The 15,754-nt window shown below is 40.2% G+C and carries 16 protein-coding genes, 1 tRNA gene and 1 pseudogene; 17 read left to right on the top strand and 1 reads right to left on the bottom strand.

Annotated elements, in window-relative coordinates:
- The first annotated feature begins 85 nt into the window (after positions 1-85).
- From NST57_RS13520 to NST57_RS13470, 11 genes and pseudogenes are all read left to right on the top strand, one after another.
- Complete coding sequence (locus NST57_RS13520) at positions 86-1,612, top strand: recombinase family protein (protein WP_341298680.1); 1,527 nt, start codon at positions 86-88, stop codon at positions 1,610-1,612.
- Positions 1,613-1,646: 34 nt separating this feature from the next.
- Positions 1,647-1,733 (top strand): annotated as a pseudogene (gene gerE / locus NST57_RS13515) (spore germination transcription factor GerE); the annotation flags it as partial.
- A 149-nt stretch (positions 1,734-1,882) separates the two neighbouring features.
- Entirely contained in the window at positions 1,883-2,323 is a 441-nt protein-coding gene (locus NST57_RS13510; RefSeq protein ID WP_007501606.1) for a MarR family winged helix-turn-helix transcriptional regulator, read from the top strand.
- Between the two features lie 7 nt (positions 2,324-2,330).
- Positions 2,331-3,149: a glutamate racemase gene (gene racE, locus NST57_RS13505; protein ID WP_412093607.1), complete on the top strand. Its 819-nt coding sequence runs from the start codon at positions 2,331-2,333 to the stop codon at positions 3,147-3,149.
- 101 nt (positions 3,150-3,250) lie between these two features.
- Entirely contained in the window at positions 3,251-4,312 is a 1,062-nt protein-coding gene (locus NST57_RS13500; RefSeq protein WP_341298679.1) for a GerMN domain-containing protein, read from the top strand.
- Between the two features lie 151 nt (positions 4,313-4,463).
- On the top strand, positions 4,464-5,192 hold the full coding sequence (rph, locus tag NST57_RS13495; RefSeq protein WP_007501599.1) for a ribonuclease PH: 729 nt from the start codon (positions 4,464-4,466) through the stop codon (positions 5,190-5,192).
- A 10-nt stretch (positions 5,193-5,202) separates the two neighbouring features.
- Positions 5,203-5,805: an XTP/dITP diphosphatase gene (locus NST57_RS13490; RefSeq protein WP_007501598.1), complete on the top strand. Its 603-nt coding sequence runs from the start codon at positions 5,203-5,205 to the stop codon at positions 5,803-5,805.
- Positions 5,806-5,819: 14 nt separating this feature from the next.
- Positions 5,820-6,344, top strand: a complete 525-nt coding sequence (locus tag NST57_RS13485) for a YfcE family phosphodiesterase (protein ID WP_142155641.1) — start codon at positions 5,820-5,822, stop codon at positions 6,342-6,344.
- Positions 6,345-6,464: 120 nt separating this feature from the next.
- Positions 6,465-6,538 (top strand) — tRNA-Arg (locus tag NST57_RS13480).
- Positions 6,539-6,984: 446 nt separating this feature from the next.
- Positions 6,985-7,449, top strand: coding sequence for a DUF4241 domain-containing protein (locus NST57_RS13475; RefSeq protein WP_341299228.1), 465 nt, complete (start codon positions 6,985-6,987; stop codon positions 7,447-7,449).
- Between the two features lie 245 nt (positions 7,450-7,694).
- Positions 7,695-9,047 (top strand): IS1182 family transposase, encoded by a 1,353-nt coding sequence (locus tag NST57_RS13470; RefSeq protein WP_341297885.1) that lies wholly within the window; start codon positions 7,695-7,697, stop codon positions 9,045-9,047.
- Between the two features lie 131 nt (positions 9,048-9,178).
- Here NST57_RS13470 and NST57_RS13465 read toward each other — a convergent pair whose 3' ends face one another.
- A complete protein-coding gene (locus NST57_RS13465) occupies positions 9,179-9,691 on the bottom strand; it encodes a hypothetical protein (protein ID WP_341298678.1) in 513 nt (170 codons plus the stop codon).
- Between the two features lie 217 nt (positions 9,692-9,908).
- Between NST57_RS13465 and NST57_RS13460 the strand changes: the two genes are divergently transcribed.
- From NST57_RS13460 to dltD, 6 genes are all read left to right on the top strand, one after another.
- Positions 9,909-11,135, top strand: coding sequence for a Kelch repeat-containing protein (locus NST57_RS13460; RefSeq protein WP_341298677.1), 1,227 nt, complete (start codon positions 9,909-9,911; stop codon positions 11,133-11,135).
- A gap of 254 nt (positions 11,136-11,389) precedes the next feature.
- A complete protein-coding gene (locus NST57_RS13455; RefSeq protein ID WP_024427820.1) occupies positions 11,390-11,539 on the top strand; it encodes a teichoic acid D-Ala incorporation-associated protein DltX in 150 nt (49 codons plus the stop codon).
- Positions 11,540-11,553: 14 nt separating this feature from the next.
- Positions 11,554-13,059, top strand: a complete 1,506-nt coding sequence (dltA, locus tag NST57_RS13450) for a D-alanine--poly(phosphoribitol) ligase subunit DltA (RefSeq protein ID WP_341298676.1) — start codon at positions 11,554-11,556, stop codon at positions 13,057-13,059.
- The gene (dltB, locus tag NST57_RS13445) at positions 13,056-14,240 is read left to right on the top strand and encodes a D-alanyl-lipoteichoic acid biosynthesis protein DltB (protein WP_341298675.1); all 1,185 of its coding nucleotides are present in this window, start codon (positions 13,056-13,058) and stop codon (positions 14,238-14,240) included. Before dltA ends, dltB begins: the two co-directional genes overlap by 4 nt.
- 21 nt (positions 14,241-14,261) lie before the next feature.
- Positions 14,262-14,498 (top strand): D-alanine--poly(phosphoribitol) ligase subunit 2, encoded by a 237-nt coding sequence (dltC, locus tag NST57_RS13440; protein ID WP_017367737.1) that lies wholly within the window; start codon positions 14,262-14,264, stop codon positions 14,496-14,498.
- Positions 14,498-15,664 (top strand): D-alanyl-lipoteichoic acid biosynthesis protein DltD, encoded by a 1,167-nt coding sequence (gene dltD, locus NST57_RS13435; protein WP_341298674.1) that lies wholly within the window; start codon positions 14,498-14,500, stop codon positions 15,662-15,664. The genes dltC and dltD overlap by 1 nt, the downstream gene beginning before the upstream one ends.
- The last annotated feature ends 90 nt before the right edge of the window (positions 15,665-15,754 follow it).

Raw genomic sequence — 15,754 nt, 5'->3', positions numbered from 1 at the left:
GTTTTTTCCAAATTAAGAATATTACAGAATTGATAATCAAGATGTTATAATTTAGTAAGAACAATTAACAATTGGGGTGTGTTATATGCATTTCCGCAAAGAATCATCAGTTGACGAAATCATCAAATATGACGACTACCCTTATAAAGTTTATACAAGGGTTTCGACAGATCGAGATGAGCAAATAAGTTCTAAAGAAAACCAAATTGACGTTTGTCGATATTGGATCGAGCAACACAATTATGAATGGGATGACCGTTCTGTTTTGTTAGACGATGGTATCAGCGGAACCGTCCTTGAAGACAGGGCAGCAATGAAATACATTTTTTCATTGGCGGAAAAGAAAGATATAAAAATGGTCATATTCAAGTCCATCACACGTCTTGCCCGCGATCTGAAAGATGCTTTATATATCAGAGAAATTTTGGTGTCTAATGGGGTTCGAGTAGTGACTCTTGAAGAGGACTACGACAGCTTATATGAAAGTAAAGCGTCAATGAAATTTGAAATGTCTGCTCTGTTTGCGGAGCAGTTACCTAAGTCAATGTCAGTCAATATAAGTGGTGTACTTGCAGCCAAAGCCAGACGCGGTGAGCATTCAGGAAGAGTGCCTTACGGTTACCAGAAAGAAGGTAAACACCTGGTAATTAACGAAAGTGAAGCTCAAGTAATTAGGATGATTTTCCGCCTTTATAATAACGAGGGGCTAGGTCAGAAAAGAGTTACATATGCATTGCAAGAAAAGTGCAAAATTGGTGAAATACCTCCTCCTAGAACAACAAGAAACTGGCAGCTTACAACAGTTCAAACCATATTAAAAAACCCGATTTATTGTGGTGTGCACATTGCTAATAGACATACCACGATCAAAGTTGATGGCAGGAAAAAGTTTATAAGAAATCCACCTGAAAAATGGAACGTTTATGAAGACTTTTGCCCGCCGATTGTCTCAAGAGAAGAGTGGGAGAAAGCAAATAATAAACCAACAGTTAATAAGAAAACTAAATTCACACCGTGGAATGAGCTTAGACAACTGCTTATTTGCGGGAAATGCGGATCTAATATGGTCATTATCCAAACCAGCAGAGCCAAAAAAAACGGAGAGAAAACTTATTGGAAATATGTTAAATGCAGTAATTACAGGAGATCTGGTCCCGAAGGCTGTGTGAACCATGTTCCCATCACTTATGAAGAGGTCCGAGATTTAGTGATTGAAAATCTCATTGAATTCTCTAAGGGTATATCACACGACTACAAAAAAAATGCATTTGAGCAAAAAGAAAAACAAATAAAGTCTATTAAAGCAGAGTTGAAATCTCTAGAAGCGAAAAATAAAAGGTTGCTTGAACTTTATTTAGAAGATCAAATGATTACCAAATCAGAATTTCAAATGAAGCGAAATGACATTCAAGCTGAAATTGTTAAGCTCGAACAGAGTTTATTTTCCTTACAGCAGGTCCATGATGAGAAAAGTTCAATGATGGAAATGCAGGCGGTTCTTCGAGAGCTTGAAGATAAAGAGAACGATTTGAAGCATGTGTTTGATAAGCTCATTGATCATATTGTTATCCACCCAAACGGGAAAATGAATTTTCATTATAGATTTAAATGATCCTGTAAGTTATACTCATTTGTAAAAGGTATGCATAACAAATGCCATGCAAAAGCTAGGAGTCAAAGGTCGTTCACAGGCCGTAGTCGAGCTTCTGCGTATGGGTGAGCTAGAGCTCTAACGTCAGCCGGTTTTCCTTCCGCACCAGGGAGGAGCCGGTTATTTCTATATGGTTTCCATGAGTCTCTTCTTGCAATTTCATTGAAAAACGAGGAAAATAGGAATGTACGTTTTAATCAAAGTGAGATGCTATAGTGAGGTATCAATGAAATGGAAACGAATGAGTCAGGCCATGTTGCAGAAATTGAAAAATCATTGCGCCATATTGCTGCAATCATTAAGCAAAAAGGTAGAGAAATTCTGAATCAATATACGATTACACCTCCTCAATTTGTAGGGCTTCAGTGGCTTTATGAATTCGGAGATATGACAATAGGTGAGCTATCACAAAAGATGTATTTGGCTTGCAGCACGACGACCGATTTAATTGATCGAATGGAAAAAAGTGAACTTGTTGAACGGGTGAAAGATCCGTCTGACCGCCGCGTGGTTCGCATTCATTTATTGCCTGAAGGTGAGCGGATCATTCAAGAAGTGATTGTCAAACGCCAAGAATACGTCAGTGAACTTCTAGGGGCTTTCTCAGAAGAAGAAGCCATCGTTTTCAACCAATCTTTAACGAAACTACAGCAGCAAATGAAAAGAAAATGAGGCGATTTTGTTGGATCAACCCATCGGCGTGATTGATTCCGGCGTAGGCGGTTTAACCGTTGCGAAGGAAATCATGAGACAACTGCCAAAAGAAAAAATTATTTATGTAGGCGACACAAAACGATGTCCATACGGCCCTCGAGCAGAAGAAGAGGTTCTTCAATATACATGGGAAATGGCACACTACCTATTAAGACATCACCATATTAAAATGCTTGTCATTGCGTGTAACACTGCGACGGCGATAGCACTTGATGAAATTAAAGCAACACTTGATATCCCGGTCATTGGCGTAATCCAGCCCGGAGCCCGCACAGCGATCAAGGTGACAAACAATCAGCATATTGGCGTCATCGGCACAGTCAATACGATCAAAAGTGAGGCCTATAAAGAAGCACTGCTTTCTTTAAAAGCAGGACTAACTGTTCAAAGTCTGGCATGTCCATTGCTTGTGCCATTTGTGGAAAGTGGTACGTTTTTAGATCATGCAGCAGATGAAGTCGTAAAAGCTTCTCTTGAACCGATGAAAGAAATAGGCATTGATACGCTTATTCTTGGCTGCACGCACTATCCAATTTTAAAAGAACCGATTCAGCGCTTTATGGGCAGTGGCGTCAACATCATTTCTTCAGGAGATGAGACAGCGAGAGAAGCGAGCACGATTCTTTCATATAAAGGGTTGTTAAATGACTCGAAGGAAGAGCCTGTTCATACGATTTACACAACAGGGCAGCAACAAAACTTTCAAAATATCGCTCAAGACTGGTTCGGCTACCTGCCAGGAAAGGTCGAAACGGTTTCGCTTGAACACGTATATCAGCAATAACCTACTTCTCATGGAAGTGGGTTATTTTTTTATGAAAAGGGTCTAATCCTCTTAGGGAGCTCGTATACATACTAGTACAAACCACTAGAGGAGGGTGAAGTATGCTGAAAAAAGGAACTACAGCAGCTGTTACGTGTATTGCGTCAGCCATGCTTTTATCAGGATGCGGATTGTTTCAAACAGACGAAGCGAAAACAGAGATTGATCCACCACAAAATGTCACGTTTGTGAAAGAAAATAAAGAAGAGAAACAAACAGCGAAAAAAGAAAAAGAAGAAAAGCAAGCAGATACCGTCATGAGAGAATTATATTTAATTGATAAAAATGGGTATGTTGTCTCTCAATCCATTCCGCTGCCGAAAAACGAAGGAAGTGCGAAACAAACACTTGAATACCTCGTAGACGGGGGACCGATTTCTAACCTGATGCCAAATGGATTCAGAGCCGTGCTGCCGGCGGACACGAGCGTATCTGTCGATATTAAAGATGGCACAGCGGTTGTGGATTTCTCAAATGAATTCAAAAACTATAAAAAAGAAGACGAACAGCGCATTTTACAATCAGTCACTTGGACATTAACGCAGTTTGATTCGGTAGCGAAAGTCAAATTAAAGATGAATGGCCATGAATTAAAAGAGATGCCTGTGAATGGGACACCGATTTCAGATGATTTAAGCAGAGAGGACGGCATTAATATTCAGCACGAGGCTGCGGCTGATATGACATCGACAAAGCCTGTGACCGTCTACTATTTAGCTGAATCTGACAAACAGACGTACTATGTCCCGGTGACCAAAAGAGCACCAAAAGACGATGATGATCCAATTACAGCAGCCATTGATGAGCTCGTCTCTGGGCCAAGCAAAACAAGCCAATTGCTGACAGACTTTGATCAAGATGTGAAGCTGAATGATGTCCCGAAAGTAAAAGACGGTCATGTGACACTTGATTTCAATGAATCCATTTTTGGCAGTGCAGATGAAAAGAAAAAGGTCATTTCACAAAAAGTTCTTGATAGCATTGTGCTGACATTAACAGAGCTGCCAGATGTGAAAAGCGTGTCAGTGAAGGTAAACGGAAAGGCAGAGCTTGTGAACGAAAAAGGAACAGAACTCACAAAGCCAGTTTCAAGACCAGAACAAGTGAATACAGGTAGTTTTTAACGTCACACATTGATATAATGGAGAAAAAGAGGCATGCACATTCGCTGCCTCTTTTTTATTCCAAGCGATTAGAACGGATCGAGGTTGTCAAAGTTAATAGGAGAACCACGCTGACACCCGCGCGGAATGTATATTGTAACGGAGGTAAAACATGAGATTAGATGAAAGACAATACGACGAATTAAGAAAAATTGAAATACAGGCAGGCTACATCACGCATCCAGAAGGCTCTGTCTTAATCTCAGCGGGAAATACGAAGGTGATTTGTAACGCATCTATCGAGGACCGCGTACCTCCTTTTTTAAGAGGAGAAGGAAAAGGCTGGATTACAGCAGAATATAGCATGCTTCCAAGAGCAACGGCTCAAAGAACGATAAGAGAATCATCTAAAGGAAAAGTCACAGGACGTACAATGGAGATCCAGCGTTTAATTGGACGAGCTCTGCGCGCTGTCGTTGATTTAGAAAAGCTTGGTGAACGCACCATTTGGATTGATTGTGATGTCATTCAAGCAGACGGCGGAACACGCACAGCATCTATTACAGGTGCATTTGTGGCCATGACACTAGCGATTCAAAAGCTTCAATCAGAAGGCGTTTTGAAAGAAAATCCGATCACTGATTATTTAGCCGCGATATCCGTCGGAATTGATTCTAAACAAGGACTTCTGTTAGATTTAAATTATGAAGAAGATTCTTCAGCTGAAGTAGATATGAATGTCATTATGACAGGCGCTGGACGCTTTGTTGAACTTCAAGGCACTGGCGAAGAAGCAACATTCTCAAGAGAACAGCTAAACGGACTGCTTGATTTAGCCGAAAAGGGCATCAAAGAATTAATTGAAAAGCAAAAAGCAGTGACAGGAGAAGTCATCGAATAAAGAGAAGGGTTTGATCAGGATGAAAACTGCCATCATCGCAACGCACAATGCGGGCAAAGCGAAAGAATTCAAAGCCATTCTTGAGCCAAAAGGATTCACGGTCAAAACACTAGCGGACATCGGATTTACGGAAGAGATCGAAGAAACAGGACATACCTTTGAAGAAAATGCGATCATCAAAGCCGAGGCCATTCAAGCCAAAGCAGGTGAAATGGTGATTGCAGACGACTCGGGTCTGTCAATTGATTACCTTGGCGGAAAACCTGGCGTCTATTCAGCGAGGTATGCGGGCGAGCATAAAGACGATGCTGAGAACGTGGAAAAGGTACTGAATGAGCTACAAGGCATTGAAAAAGAAGACCGCACTGCTAGATTTAGATGTGCCCTGGCTGTCAGTATACCGGGGAAAGAGACCAAAACGGTAGAAGGATCAGTAGAAGGCTTCATCGCAGAAGAACCGATCGGCGAAAACGGCTTCGGATACGACCCAATTTTCATCGTCAAAGACAAAGACCAGACGATGGCCGAGTTATCACCAGAGGAAAAAAACAAGATCAGCCATCGAGCGGTCGCGCTTCAAAAGCTTTCATCACTGCTAGACGCAAATGAATAAGGGGGAATGAAGCCATGAAGATACTCATCATTAGTGACAGTCATGGACTCACAGACGAACTTCAAACCATTGCCAAACGGCATGCGGCTGAAGTGGACATGATGATTCACTGCGGAGATTCAGAACTCGAAACGAACCACCCAGCACTCGAAGGATACAAAGTCGTCAAAGGAAATTGTGACTTTATGGGCGATTTTGAAGAGGAGCTTCTGCTCCCACTGGATGGAGGCGGAAAACTATTTCTCACTCACGGACATCTGCATGGCATCAAACAATCCTTGCTTCAAGTCTACTACCGTGCAGAAGAGCTAGGCGCAGACATTATCTGCTTTGGCCACTCGCACATCCCAGGCAGTGAACTGCTAAGAGGAAAACTGCTCATTAACCCGGGCAGCGTGCACCTGCCAAGAGTGCGCAAAGAGCGTAGCTATGCTATACTGACACTAGATGGAAGCGAAGCAAACGTACAGTTTTTCACGGACGAAGGTCACATCATACAAGACCTCGAAAACACTGTCACATTGGAAGGTATTTCATAAGGGTGCAGCATTTGCCCCTTATGAAAAAACTTTCGAAAAACCGTTGACTTTAAAGAACAATAGTAATATAATAAATCTTGTCGCTGAGGAAATACGCCAAAGCACACTACATAACAACATGTCCCAGTAGCTCAGCAGGATAGAGCAACGGCCTTCTAAGCCGTCGGTCGGGAGTTCGAATCTCTCCTGGGACGTAATTTAGAAGACCCGTTATTGATACGTATAGTGTCCGTTGAATCAAACGATGACATAGACGTATTGGTAGCGGGTTTTTTCGTGTACGTAAGACATTCGCTAGGATGTACGTTGGTCAAAACGGAGGTAATTAACGTTATGGCTTGAAAATTTATAGGCGAAAGGAGTCCGACGGCTAAACGATCAGTCTCACGGCTAGCCCACGAGCCACGGTCGCCCGAACGCAAGTATTCGATAGAAGAAGTGCTAGACATTTTCGTCCTAGCAAAAGAAGCGGATGGGATGCGTGAGAGAACTATCGCAGACTATCGAAGTCATGTCCGATACTTCTCGGATTTTTTAGGGGAAAAGTACGCAGATGTATTAGACGATATCGACCGTTTGACTCCGGAGATAATCCGCGAATACACAAGGTATCTGAGGCTGACAGACGAGTAAGGTTGCTATAGGGAAATATCCTATTCTACTTCTAGTGAAGCGGTTAGAAAGCGGAGACGAACGCGTAGCCTATGCAATGATCAAGTATACAAACGAGCAAGCAATAGAGTGGGAGCTTGCTACAAGAGCGGGGCAGGAACTCGAACATTTGAAAGAAGACGAATTTTACGGTTACGGTGTAAATACGGGTATGGGCTGTTTCATGGATGATGAGGCTGCATTATATTTACAAGCTTATGAGGATAAGCGCTATAAAGAGGACAATGATTTCTATCTTTATGAGGAATTTGCAGAAGCGCTTGAGCAAAACTACAAGCACACATGGGACTGGCTTGTCACCCGTTTTCATGACAAGGTGGACATTGCCATGTTTACAACAGGCTTCGGTGACGGAATGTACCCAAGCTTTTGGGGGATGGATGAAAACGGGGAACCCGCTTGCCTTGTGACGGATTTTCTTATAATGGACTGATGAGAAACCAATGAACCATGGGTTCTTTTTTATTGTTCTTTGGCTATAGGTGAAGCGTATATAAAGAGATGGTGAAGTGGATAGATAAATTGTTTAACATAAATCGAGAGTATAAGAAATAAAAGTAGTCCCAAAGGGACTACTCAGGCTGTCGAGAAAACCTCGACAGCTTTATTTTTCCCTTAAATTTTCCACCATCCCATTTTATAATAGAGAAAAGCATACTAAAGGAAGGTGTTTTTCTCATGTTCCACACTAGAAATTCTTCTCAGCACGAAGCCGAATTTGTATTGCTAGATCAACTGGTCGAAGAGGATCACCTGCTTCGTAAAATTGATCAATACATTGATTTTTCATTTATCATAGACAAAGTAAAACCATATTATAGTGAGAATAAAGGTCGTCCCTCACTTGATCCACTTATTCTGTTTAAAATGATGTTTATTGGATACCTGTATGGTATCCGTTCTGAAAGGCAACTTGAAAAAGAAATCTACTATAACATGGCGTATAGATGGTTCTTAGGATTAAACATCAATGACCCCGTTCCCCATCACTCGACCATTAGCTGGAATCGTCGTACTCGATTTAAAGATACAACCATTTTTCAAGATATTTTCGATGAAATTGTTCTTCAAGCCATCAATCACGATATGGTTGGAGGGCGCGTTCTTTTTACTGACTCCACTCATCTTAAAGCCAATGCCAATAAACATAAATATACGAGAAAAACGATTGAACAAGATACCCAGAACTATATAAATGAATTAGAAGAAGCGATCCAAGAAGATCGGGTGGCACACGGAAAAAAGCCCTTAAAGGTAAAAGAGGAGGTGAAAACGGAAAAAGACATTCGTCAAAGTACGACTGATCCTGAAAGTGGATATCTTTATCGTGAAAACAAACCGGAAGGCTTTTTCTACCTAGACCACCGTACAACGGATATGAAGTACAATATCATCACAGATGCCCATGTCACGCCTGGTAATGTCCATGATTCCGTTCCGTATCTTGAACGATTGGATCACCAAATCGCACGATTTGGTTTCCAAGTAGACGCAGTTGCCCTTGATTCTGGTTATTTGACCACCCCAATCTGTAAAGGTTTATCTGATCGCCATATTTTTGGTGTCATCGCACATAGACGTTTTCATCCAACAAGAGGATTATTCGAGAAGTGGAAATTCCAGTATGATTCTGAACACGATCAATACATATGCCCGAATGGTGAAAAGCTTTTATATACCACCACTGATCGAAAAGGTTATAGGTTCTACAAATCAGATCCTAAAAAATGTACATCGTGTCCTTTCCTTGAAAACTGCACAAGATCTAAAAATCATCAAAAGCTCATCTCAAGACATGTGTGGGAGGAACATAAAGAAAAGATCAGGCAAAATCGTCTGTCTGCCGCTGGAAAAGAGCTATATAAAAAAAGAAAAGAAAAAATAGAGCGAAGCTTTGCAGATTCAAAACAACTGCATGGGCTTCGCTACTGCCGGTTAAGGGGAAAACAAAATGTAAGTGAGCAAGTGCTTCTAACAGCTGCCTGTCAGAACATGAAGAAGATTGCCACACACCTAGCAAAGCTAGGCTAGGTGTGTGGGAGGCCTTTTTCATGTTTTTCCTTCAATCTCATCTATCATAATGATGGTGAAAATAAAAAAGATTGTAGAAAAACATGAGTTTCTCTACAATCTGAGTAGTCCCAAAGGGACTACTTTTAAAGTTAATTATATACATTTCCTGCAAGAGTAACTGGATATTTACCCAGATTCGTTACTTCTAAATAATAGTCTTTTGTAGTCGAAACGTTATTGAAATTGATTTCTAACCATAAACGACCGTCCGCTTTCTTGACATCACCATAATAAGACAATGCGGAGACTTTATTACCTGTTTGTGCATCTACTAATTTATATTCAACATGTGCTTTTGCATCATTTCTCTGAGACTCCTGCCACCCTTTATAGATAGTTCCAGTGCTATTTCTTATAGTGAATTTTGTCCCTTTATAATAATCTAAATTTGAACCATTACCTTGTAAAGTTCTTTCTTGTAAGTAGTAAACAGAGGATGCTTTTGTTGAAATTTGACCGTTGGACTTTGCTGAAAGAGTTGAAAGATTATGTGTTATGGGAGAAACGTTTTCAGAAATACTTGAACCTGCTGCACTTGCAATTGATCCGGAGCTTAACACTGCTGTAGCCAGGAATGTTGTAGCTGCTAATTTCTTTAACATATTAAAGCCTCCTAGTAATTTTTGTAACACATTTATATTGTATACTTTTTTCTCATTAAATGGAATAAAACTTATTTAATTCTGTTTGTGTAGTTGAGTCTTTATCCTTAAAAATAAACAAAATGAAAGTTAGTAGAATAAAAGAAATTTAGATGTGTAAAAATTAAAAAACACTCCGATAATGAAGAAGTAAGATAATGAAAAGGGAGTGTTATTTTTGAAAAAATGGATCGTCATGATGTTACTGGTAATCCTTTCATTCACACAGATATTTCAAGTTGCAAATGCTGCTAAGGATGAATGGAATCAATTAGCTGATTTACCAACATCAAGAATTGGAGCTGTAGCTAATGCAGTTGATGGGAAAATATATGTAATTGGAGGATTTAATGCTCTTAACGAAACATTAGAGTATGATCCATCCACAGATAAATGGACAAAAAAGAAAGACATACCTACTGGCAGAGGAGGAGCTACATCAGTAACAGTAGGCTCTAAAATTTATGTTCTTGCTGGAAAACATCAAGGCACAACCTATGATAAATTTGAAGTATACGATACAAAAAAAGACGAGTGGGAAACATTACCTGATATTCCCTTTGTTAGCAAATCAAAAGGCTCTTATAACGTCCAAGCAGGTGTGATAGGAAATAAAATTTATGTATTAGGTGGAAAAGAGTTTTTTAGTTATGATCTATCTAAACAAACATGGAAAGAAGAAACTTCACTAAATGCTAAAAATGAAGGAGCAATTGGCCTAGTATTAGACGATAAATTTTATATATTTGGAAAAAATGATAAGCGTGAAGTTTTTGAATATAATGCAACTAAAGAGGTTTGGTCTACCAAGAAGAAAGGATTTGTCTCAGGTTATCTGAGTGGTGTAATTTATAAAAACAATATGATATTCCCTGCAAGTTCACCAAGAAAATTATATGTATATGATACTGAACAAGAAGGTTTAGTTGGGATAGATGTCCTTTACCACAATATGCGTATAGGAGCTTCATCAGTTGTTATAGGGGATACATTATACGTTATAGGTGGTAGAGAATATAATGTGAACTACAGAGAGATTGCAGACAAAAACTACAAATCTGTCATCTCTATCTCCTTAAAAGACCTAGAATTTCCAAACAACACCGAAACCCCAGGTGACAAAGACCCAGAACCAACCACACCACCAAAAGACGATACAACAGATGAAGACGGCGATGCTCTACTCATCATCACAATGGTCAATGGTTTGCAAAAAGAGTATGACCTTTCAATGAAAGAAGTCAACGCCTTCCTATCCTGGTACAAAAAACGTGATGCCGGCGAAGGTCCAGGGTTTTATGAAATTGACGAGCATGACAACAACAAAGGTCCTTTTGAAAGTAAAAAGGACTATGTGGTATTCAACAACATTCTCATGTTCGAAGTGAATAAATATAAAAAGTAAATAACAACAAAGCCATCTAGTCAAACTAGGTGGCTTTTACGTTTGTTCGACAGTTTTCGGCAATTTTAAGGCAAATTTAAGCTTCCATTTCATTTCAATTATATTAAATCTTTGTTACAATAAGACAGCTTTGCCCGAAGACACGTTCATACTTTGGACATCTTTTTTTCATCAATTCTTAAAATTTTTATGTTTTGATATGAAACTCTTTTGATGATCCATGCGTCTTTATAAGTGTCAAAAGAAAAGAGGTTATCAATATGCTATTCAAAAAGCTATCAGAAAATAAGTCTGTAAAATGGATAGGATATACAAGCTTTTACTTACTTATTTTGCTATTATTGTTCTTTATTTACGGATTCCATACAGCAAATACGGGATCATTCATTTACAACGATTTTTAATTGGAGATTAAACTATGAAACTATTACACACGATTCATGAATACCAACAAACGAAACCGACACAGCCAGCATTTGTTTCTCAACATGCTTCGATCACATATGATGAGCTTTGGCGTCTATCAGACCAAATGGCTGGTGCGATTGATACAGTCGCAACTGACAGTGCACCTGTCATTGTATACGGTCATATGGAGCCAGAGATGCTGATTTCTTTCTTAGGCACTGTGAAATCAGGCAGACCCTATATTCCGGTCGATATCTCCATACCTGTCGAGCGTATCGTCTCAATTATTGAAAGCTCAAAAGCGAGTCTATTGATTTGTGCAAATGAGCAGGCTGTACCAGATGTAGAAGAACACATTGAAGTGAAGAGTGCGGCATCGCTTTTAGCACTTGAAAAAGAAGCACCGCCATCCACGCAGTGGGTTCAACAGGATGATGTGTTTTACATCATTTATACGTCTGGCAGTACCGGAAAACCGAAAGGCGTTCAGGTAACAGCTAATAATTTAGAAAGCTTTACAGGGTGGATGTGCAGCGACTTCTCAATCGGCGAGGGGCGCACGTTCTTAAATCAAGCGCCGTTTTCTTTTGACTTATCAGTGATGGATCTCTATCCAGCGCTTCAATCAGGCGGCACGCTTTACTGTTTAGTGAAAGATCTTGTGAATAAGCCAAAGGATATGTTTGCAGCGCTTGGTCAATCTGACGTTGAAGTGTGGACATCAACACCTTCCTTTGTACAAATGTGTTTAATGGACCCTTCGTTTACAGGGGAACTTTTACCAGAGCTGCACGTTTTCCTTTTCTGCGGTGAGGCACTTCCTGTAGCTGTAGCAAGTGCGCTTCTTGAGCGTTTTCCTAAGGCGCAGGTCTTTAATACGTATGGTCCAACTGAAGCAACTGTTGCGATTACATCGATTGAAGTCACGCAGGAGATTCTTGATCAGCACGATTCTTTGCCAGTGGGTTATGCCAAACCGGATACAGATATCGTCATTTTAGATGAAGAAGGCAAGACACTCCCTGATGGGGAAAAAGGGGAAATTGTCATCGTGGGGCCAAGCGTCACGAGAGGCTACTTAGGTGAACAAGCCTTAACGGATAAAGTGTTCTTTGAATACGAAGGACGCCCTGCTTACCGCACAGGTGACGCAGGTGTGGCGCGGGATGGTTTGATTACGTGCCACGGTCGTCTGGACTATCAAATTAAGCTACATGGATACCGAATGGAGCTTGAAGAAATTGAATATCATGTGAGCGAGACAACTTATGTCAATGCTTGTGTGATTGTGCCATTTCAGCCAAACGGTCATGTGGAGTACTTAATTGCAGCAATTGTCCCAACCGAGCATTCCTTTGAAAAAGAATATCAGCTGACAAGTGCGATTAAGAAAGAAATGGCGGATTCACTGCCTGCGTACATGATTCCAAGAAAGTTCGTCTATCTTGAGCAGCTATACATGACGCCAAACGGGAAGGTTGACCGTAAAAGAATCGCAAAAGAGGTTCTTCTATGATTCCGTTTAGTTCATTCTTTTTCTTCATTCTAATTGGTATTCTTCTTCTGCCGACGATGATTCTTGGTCTTCGCGGCAAAAGAATGCAGGGCTATAACATGTTTGCAACGGTTGTGGCACTCGCGCTTATTTTCTCAAAGGATGCACATGGCGCTTTGCTGCTGTTCTTGTTCACAGTGTGGCAAGTCTTGATTATCCGCCTATACCTTGCGTACCGGTTGAAGGCGAACAGGGCGTCTGTCTTCTATATGGCAGTGGTGGCATCGATTTTGCCGCTTGTGCTATCAAAGATTTTACCGTTCTTTTTAACTCATCATCCGCATCAACCGCCACCAATGAACTGGCTGAGCTTTTTAGGGATCTCGTACTTAACATTTAAAGGTGTTCAGTTAATTATCGAGACGAGAGACGGCTTGATTAAAAAGAAAATCCCGATTCACCGTTTGGTCTATTTCATCGTCTTTTTCCCGACGATTTCGTCAGGTCCAATTGACCGTTACCGCCGGTTTGAAAAGGATATGGATACACCGCCTGAAAAGGAAGTGTACAGTGATCTTTTATATGCAGGGATTCATAAAATTTTTATCGGGTTCTTATATAAGTTCATTATTGGTTATCTCATTCACACATATATTCTCATGAATATTCATCACATTAGCAGCAGTCACTTTGTTCAACAGTTAACGTATATGTATGCGTACAGTATGTATTTGTTCTTTGACTTTGCTGGATATACAGCATTTGCTGTAGGTGTGAGTTATATCATGGGCATTAAATCACCAGAAAACTTTAATAAACCGTTTATCAGCCGCAATATTAAAGATTTCTGGAATCGCTGGCACATGTCGCTATCCTTCTGGTTCAGAGATTATGTGTTTATGAGATTTGTGTTCTTTATGACAAAGAAGAAGTGGATCAAGAACCGGATGGCTGTATCAAATATTGGGTACTTTGTCCTCTTTCTATTGATGGGTGCTTGGCATGGTCTCGCCCTTCAATATATTATTTACGGACTATACCATGCAGTTGTGATGTCCGGTTACAATTTATTTGAGAAGTGGAATAAAAAGCATAAGTGGTGGCCGGATAATAAGGTCACAATGGTTGTGTCGATCATTATTACATTCCATGTGATTTGTTTCGGTTTTTATATTTTTTCAGGAAAACCATTTCATCATTAATGATTAAGGGAGTAGAAAATTATGGAATTTAAAAATCAAGTATACGGTATTATTGCAGAGGTTTGTCAGGATGACGTTGTGAAAGAAAATCCAGAGATTGCGATTTTTGAAGAAGGTCTTCTTGATTCATTTGGTACAGTTGAATTGCTCATGGCAATTGAAAGTCAGCTAGGAATTATGGTTCCAATTACAGAATTTGATCGTGATGTGTGGGATACACCGAATCACATTGCTGAGCAGCTGGCAGAGATGAAGTAATGAAAAAGCGTTTTTTTGGGCCGCTTATTTTAGCGGCTGTTCTATTCATTGGTGTTCTTCTTGTACCAAATGCATGGCTCTCACATCTGATCCCAAAAGACAAATTACAAAAGTCAGCCACAGAATTAGATCCAGGGATGTTCCAAGGGCTTTATTTACAAGATGAAATGCTAAAAGATCCAACTTATTTGCCGATCTATGGATCTTCTGAACTATCACGTTTTGATCCATATCACCCTTCGAATTTCTTTCATGAAAATCCTCAAGGGTTTACACCTTATCTTGTTGGAAAAGGTGGATCGCAATCATTAATTCATGCGATGAACTTTGCAGCGCATATGGATGAATTAAAAGGGAAAAAGCTTGTGTTTATCGTGTCCCCGCAGTGGTTTGTCAAATGGGGATCAGACGAGAATCACTTTGCTCCTAACTATTCAGCGCTTCAGGCGCTTGATCTCGCTTATAATAAAGAAATTGATCCAGCTGTGAAAAAAGAGCTCATCAAAAGAATCATGAAGTTTAAGGCAGTAAAGAACGACATGGTCATCACAGAGCTTTTTAAAGCAGAGCTTTCTGGGAACAAATTCGCTTATGGCGCGATTTCTCCTATTGCAAAAATGTATTATGGCATGCTTCAAAAGAAAGACATGTACTATACGATCGGGTCTGGGCATGAGCGCAAGCTTCGTCCGTCTCCTTCAGTGAAAAGGAAAACATGGACTGAGCTTGAAAAAGAAGCGAGCGTCCTAGGATCTGAAAAAGCAGGGGACAACCCGTTTTATATTGATCAGAGACTGTTTGATCGCAAGCTGAAGCCGATCATGAAAAAGATGAAGGATTCTCGTCGCGACAATTCTTATGCAGCATCACCTGAATATAAAGATTTCCAGATCATGCTGGATATTTTAAAACAGGCAGGGGCGAAGCCTTTATTTGTGACGATTCCCGTCAACGGAAAATGGTATGATTACACTGGTTTTCCGAAAGAGGGACGTACAGATTATTATCAAAAAATCAATCGTCAAATTCGAGATAATGGGTATGAAGTCGCAGATTTGACTTCGCATGAGTATGACCCATATTTCTTTAAGGATACGATTCATGTGTCGTATAAAGGATGGGTATACATCGATAAGGCGATCGAAAAGTTTTACAAAGAGCAGTAGATTGCAGCAGCTTTCTGCTGCTTTTTGTTTGTCGAATGAGTGGATTTCTTGTATAAATAAGGTGGAAGGGCTATGCTGAATATGGAGGCG

It is taken from the genome of Bacillus sp. FSL M8-0077, from assembly GCF_038050255.1.
GTDB lineage: Bacteria > Bacillota > Bacilli > Bacillales > Bacillaceae > Bacillus > Bacillus altitudinis.
The sequence above is the reverse complement of the archived record's forward strand: the minus strand, read 5'-3'. Positions and strand labels throughout refer to the sequence as shown.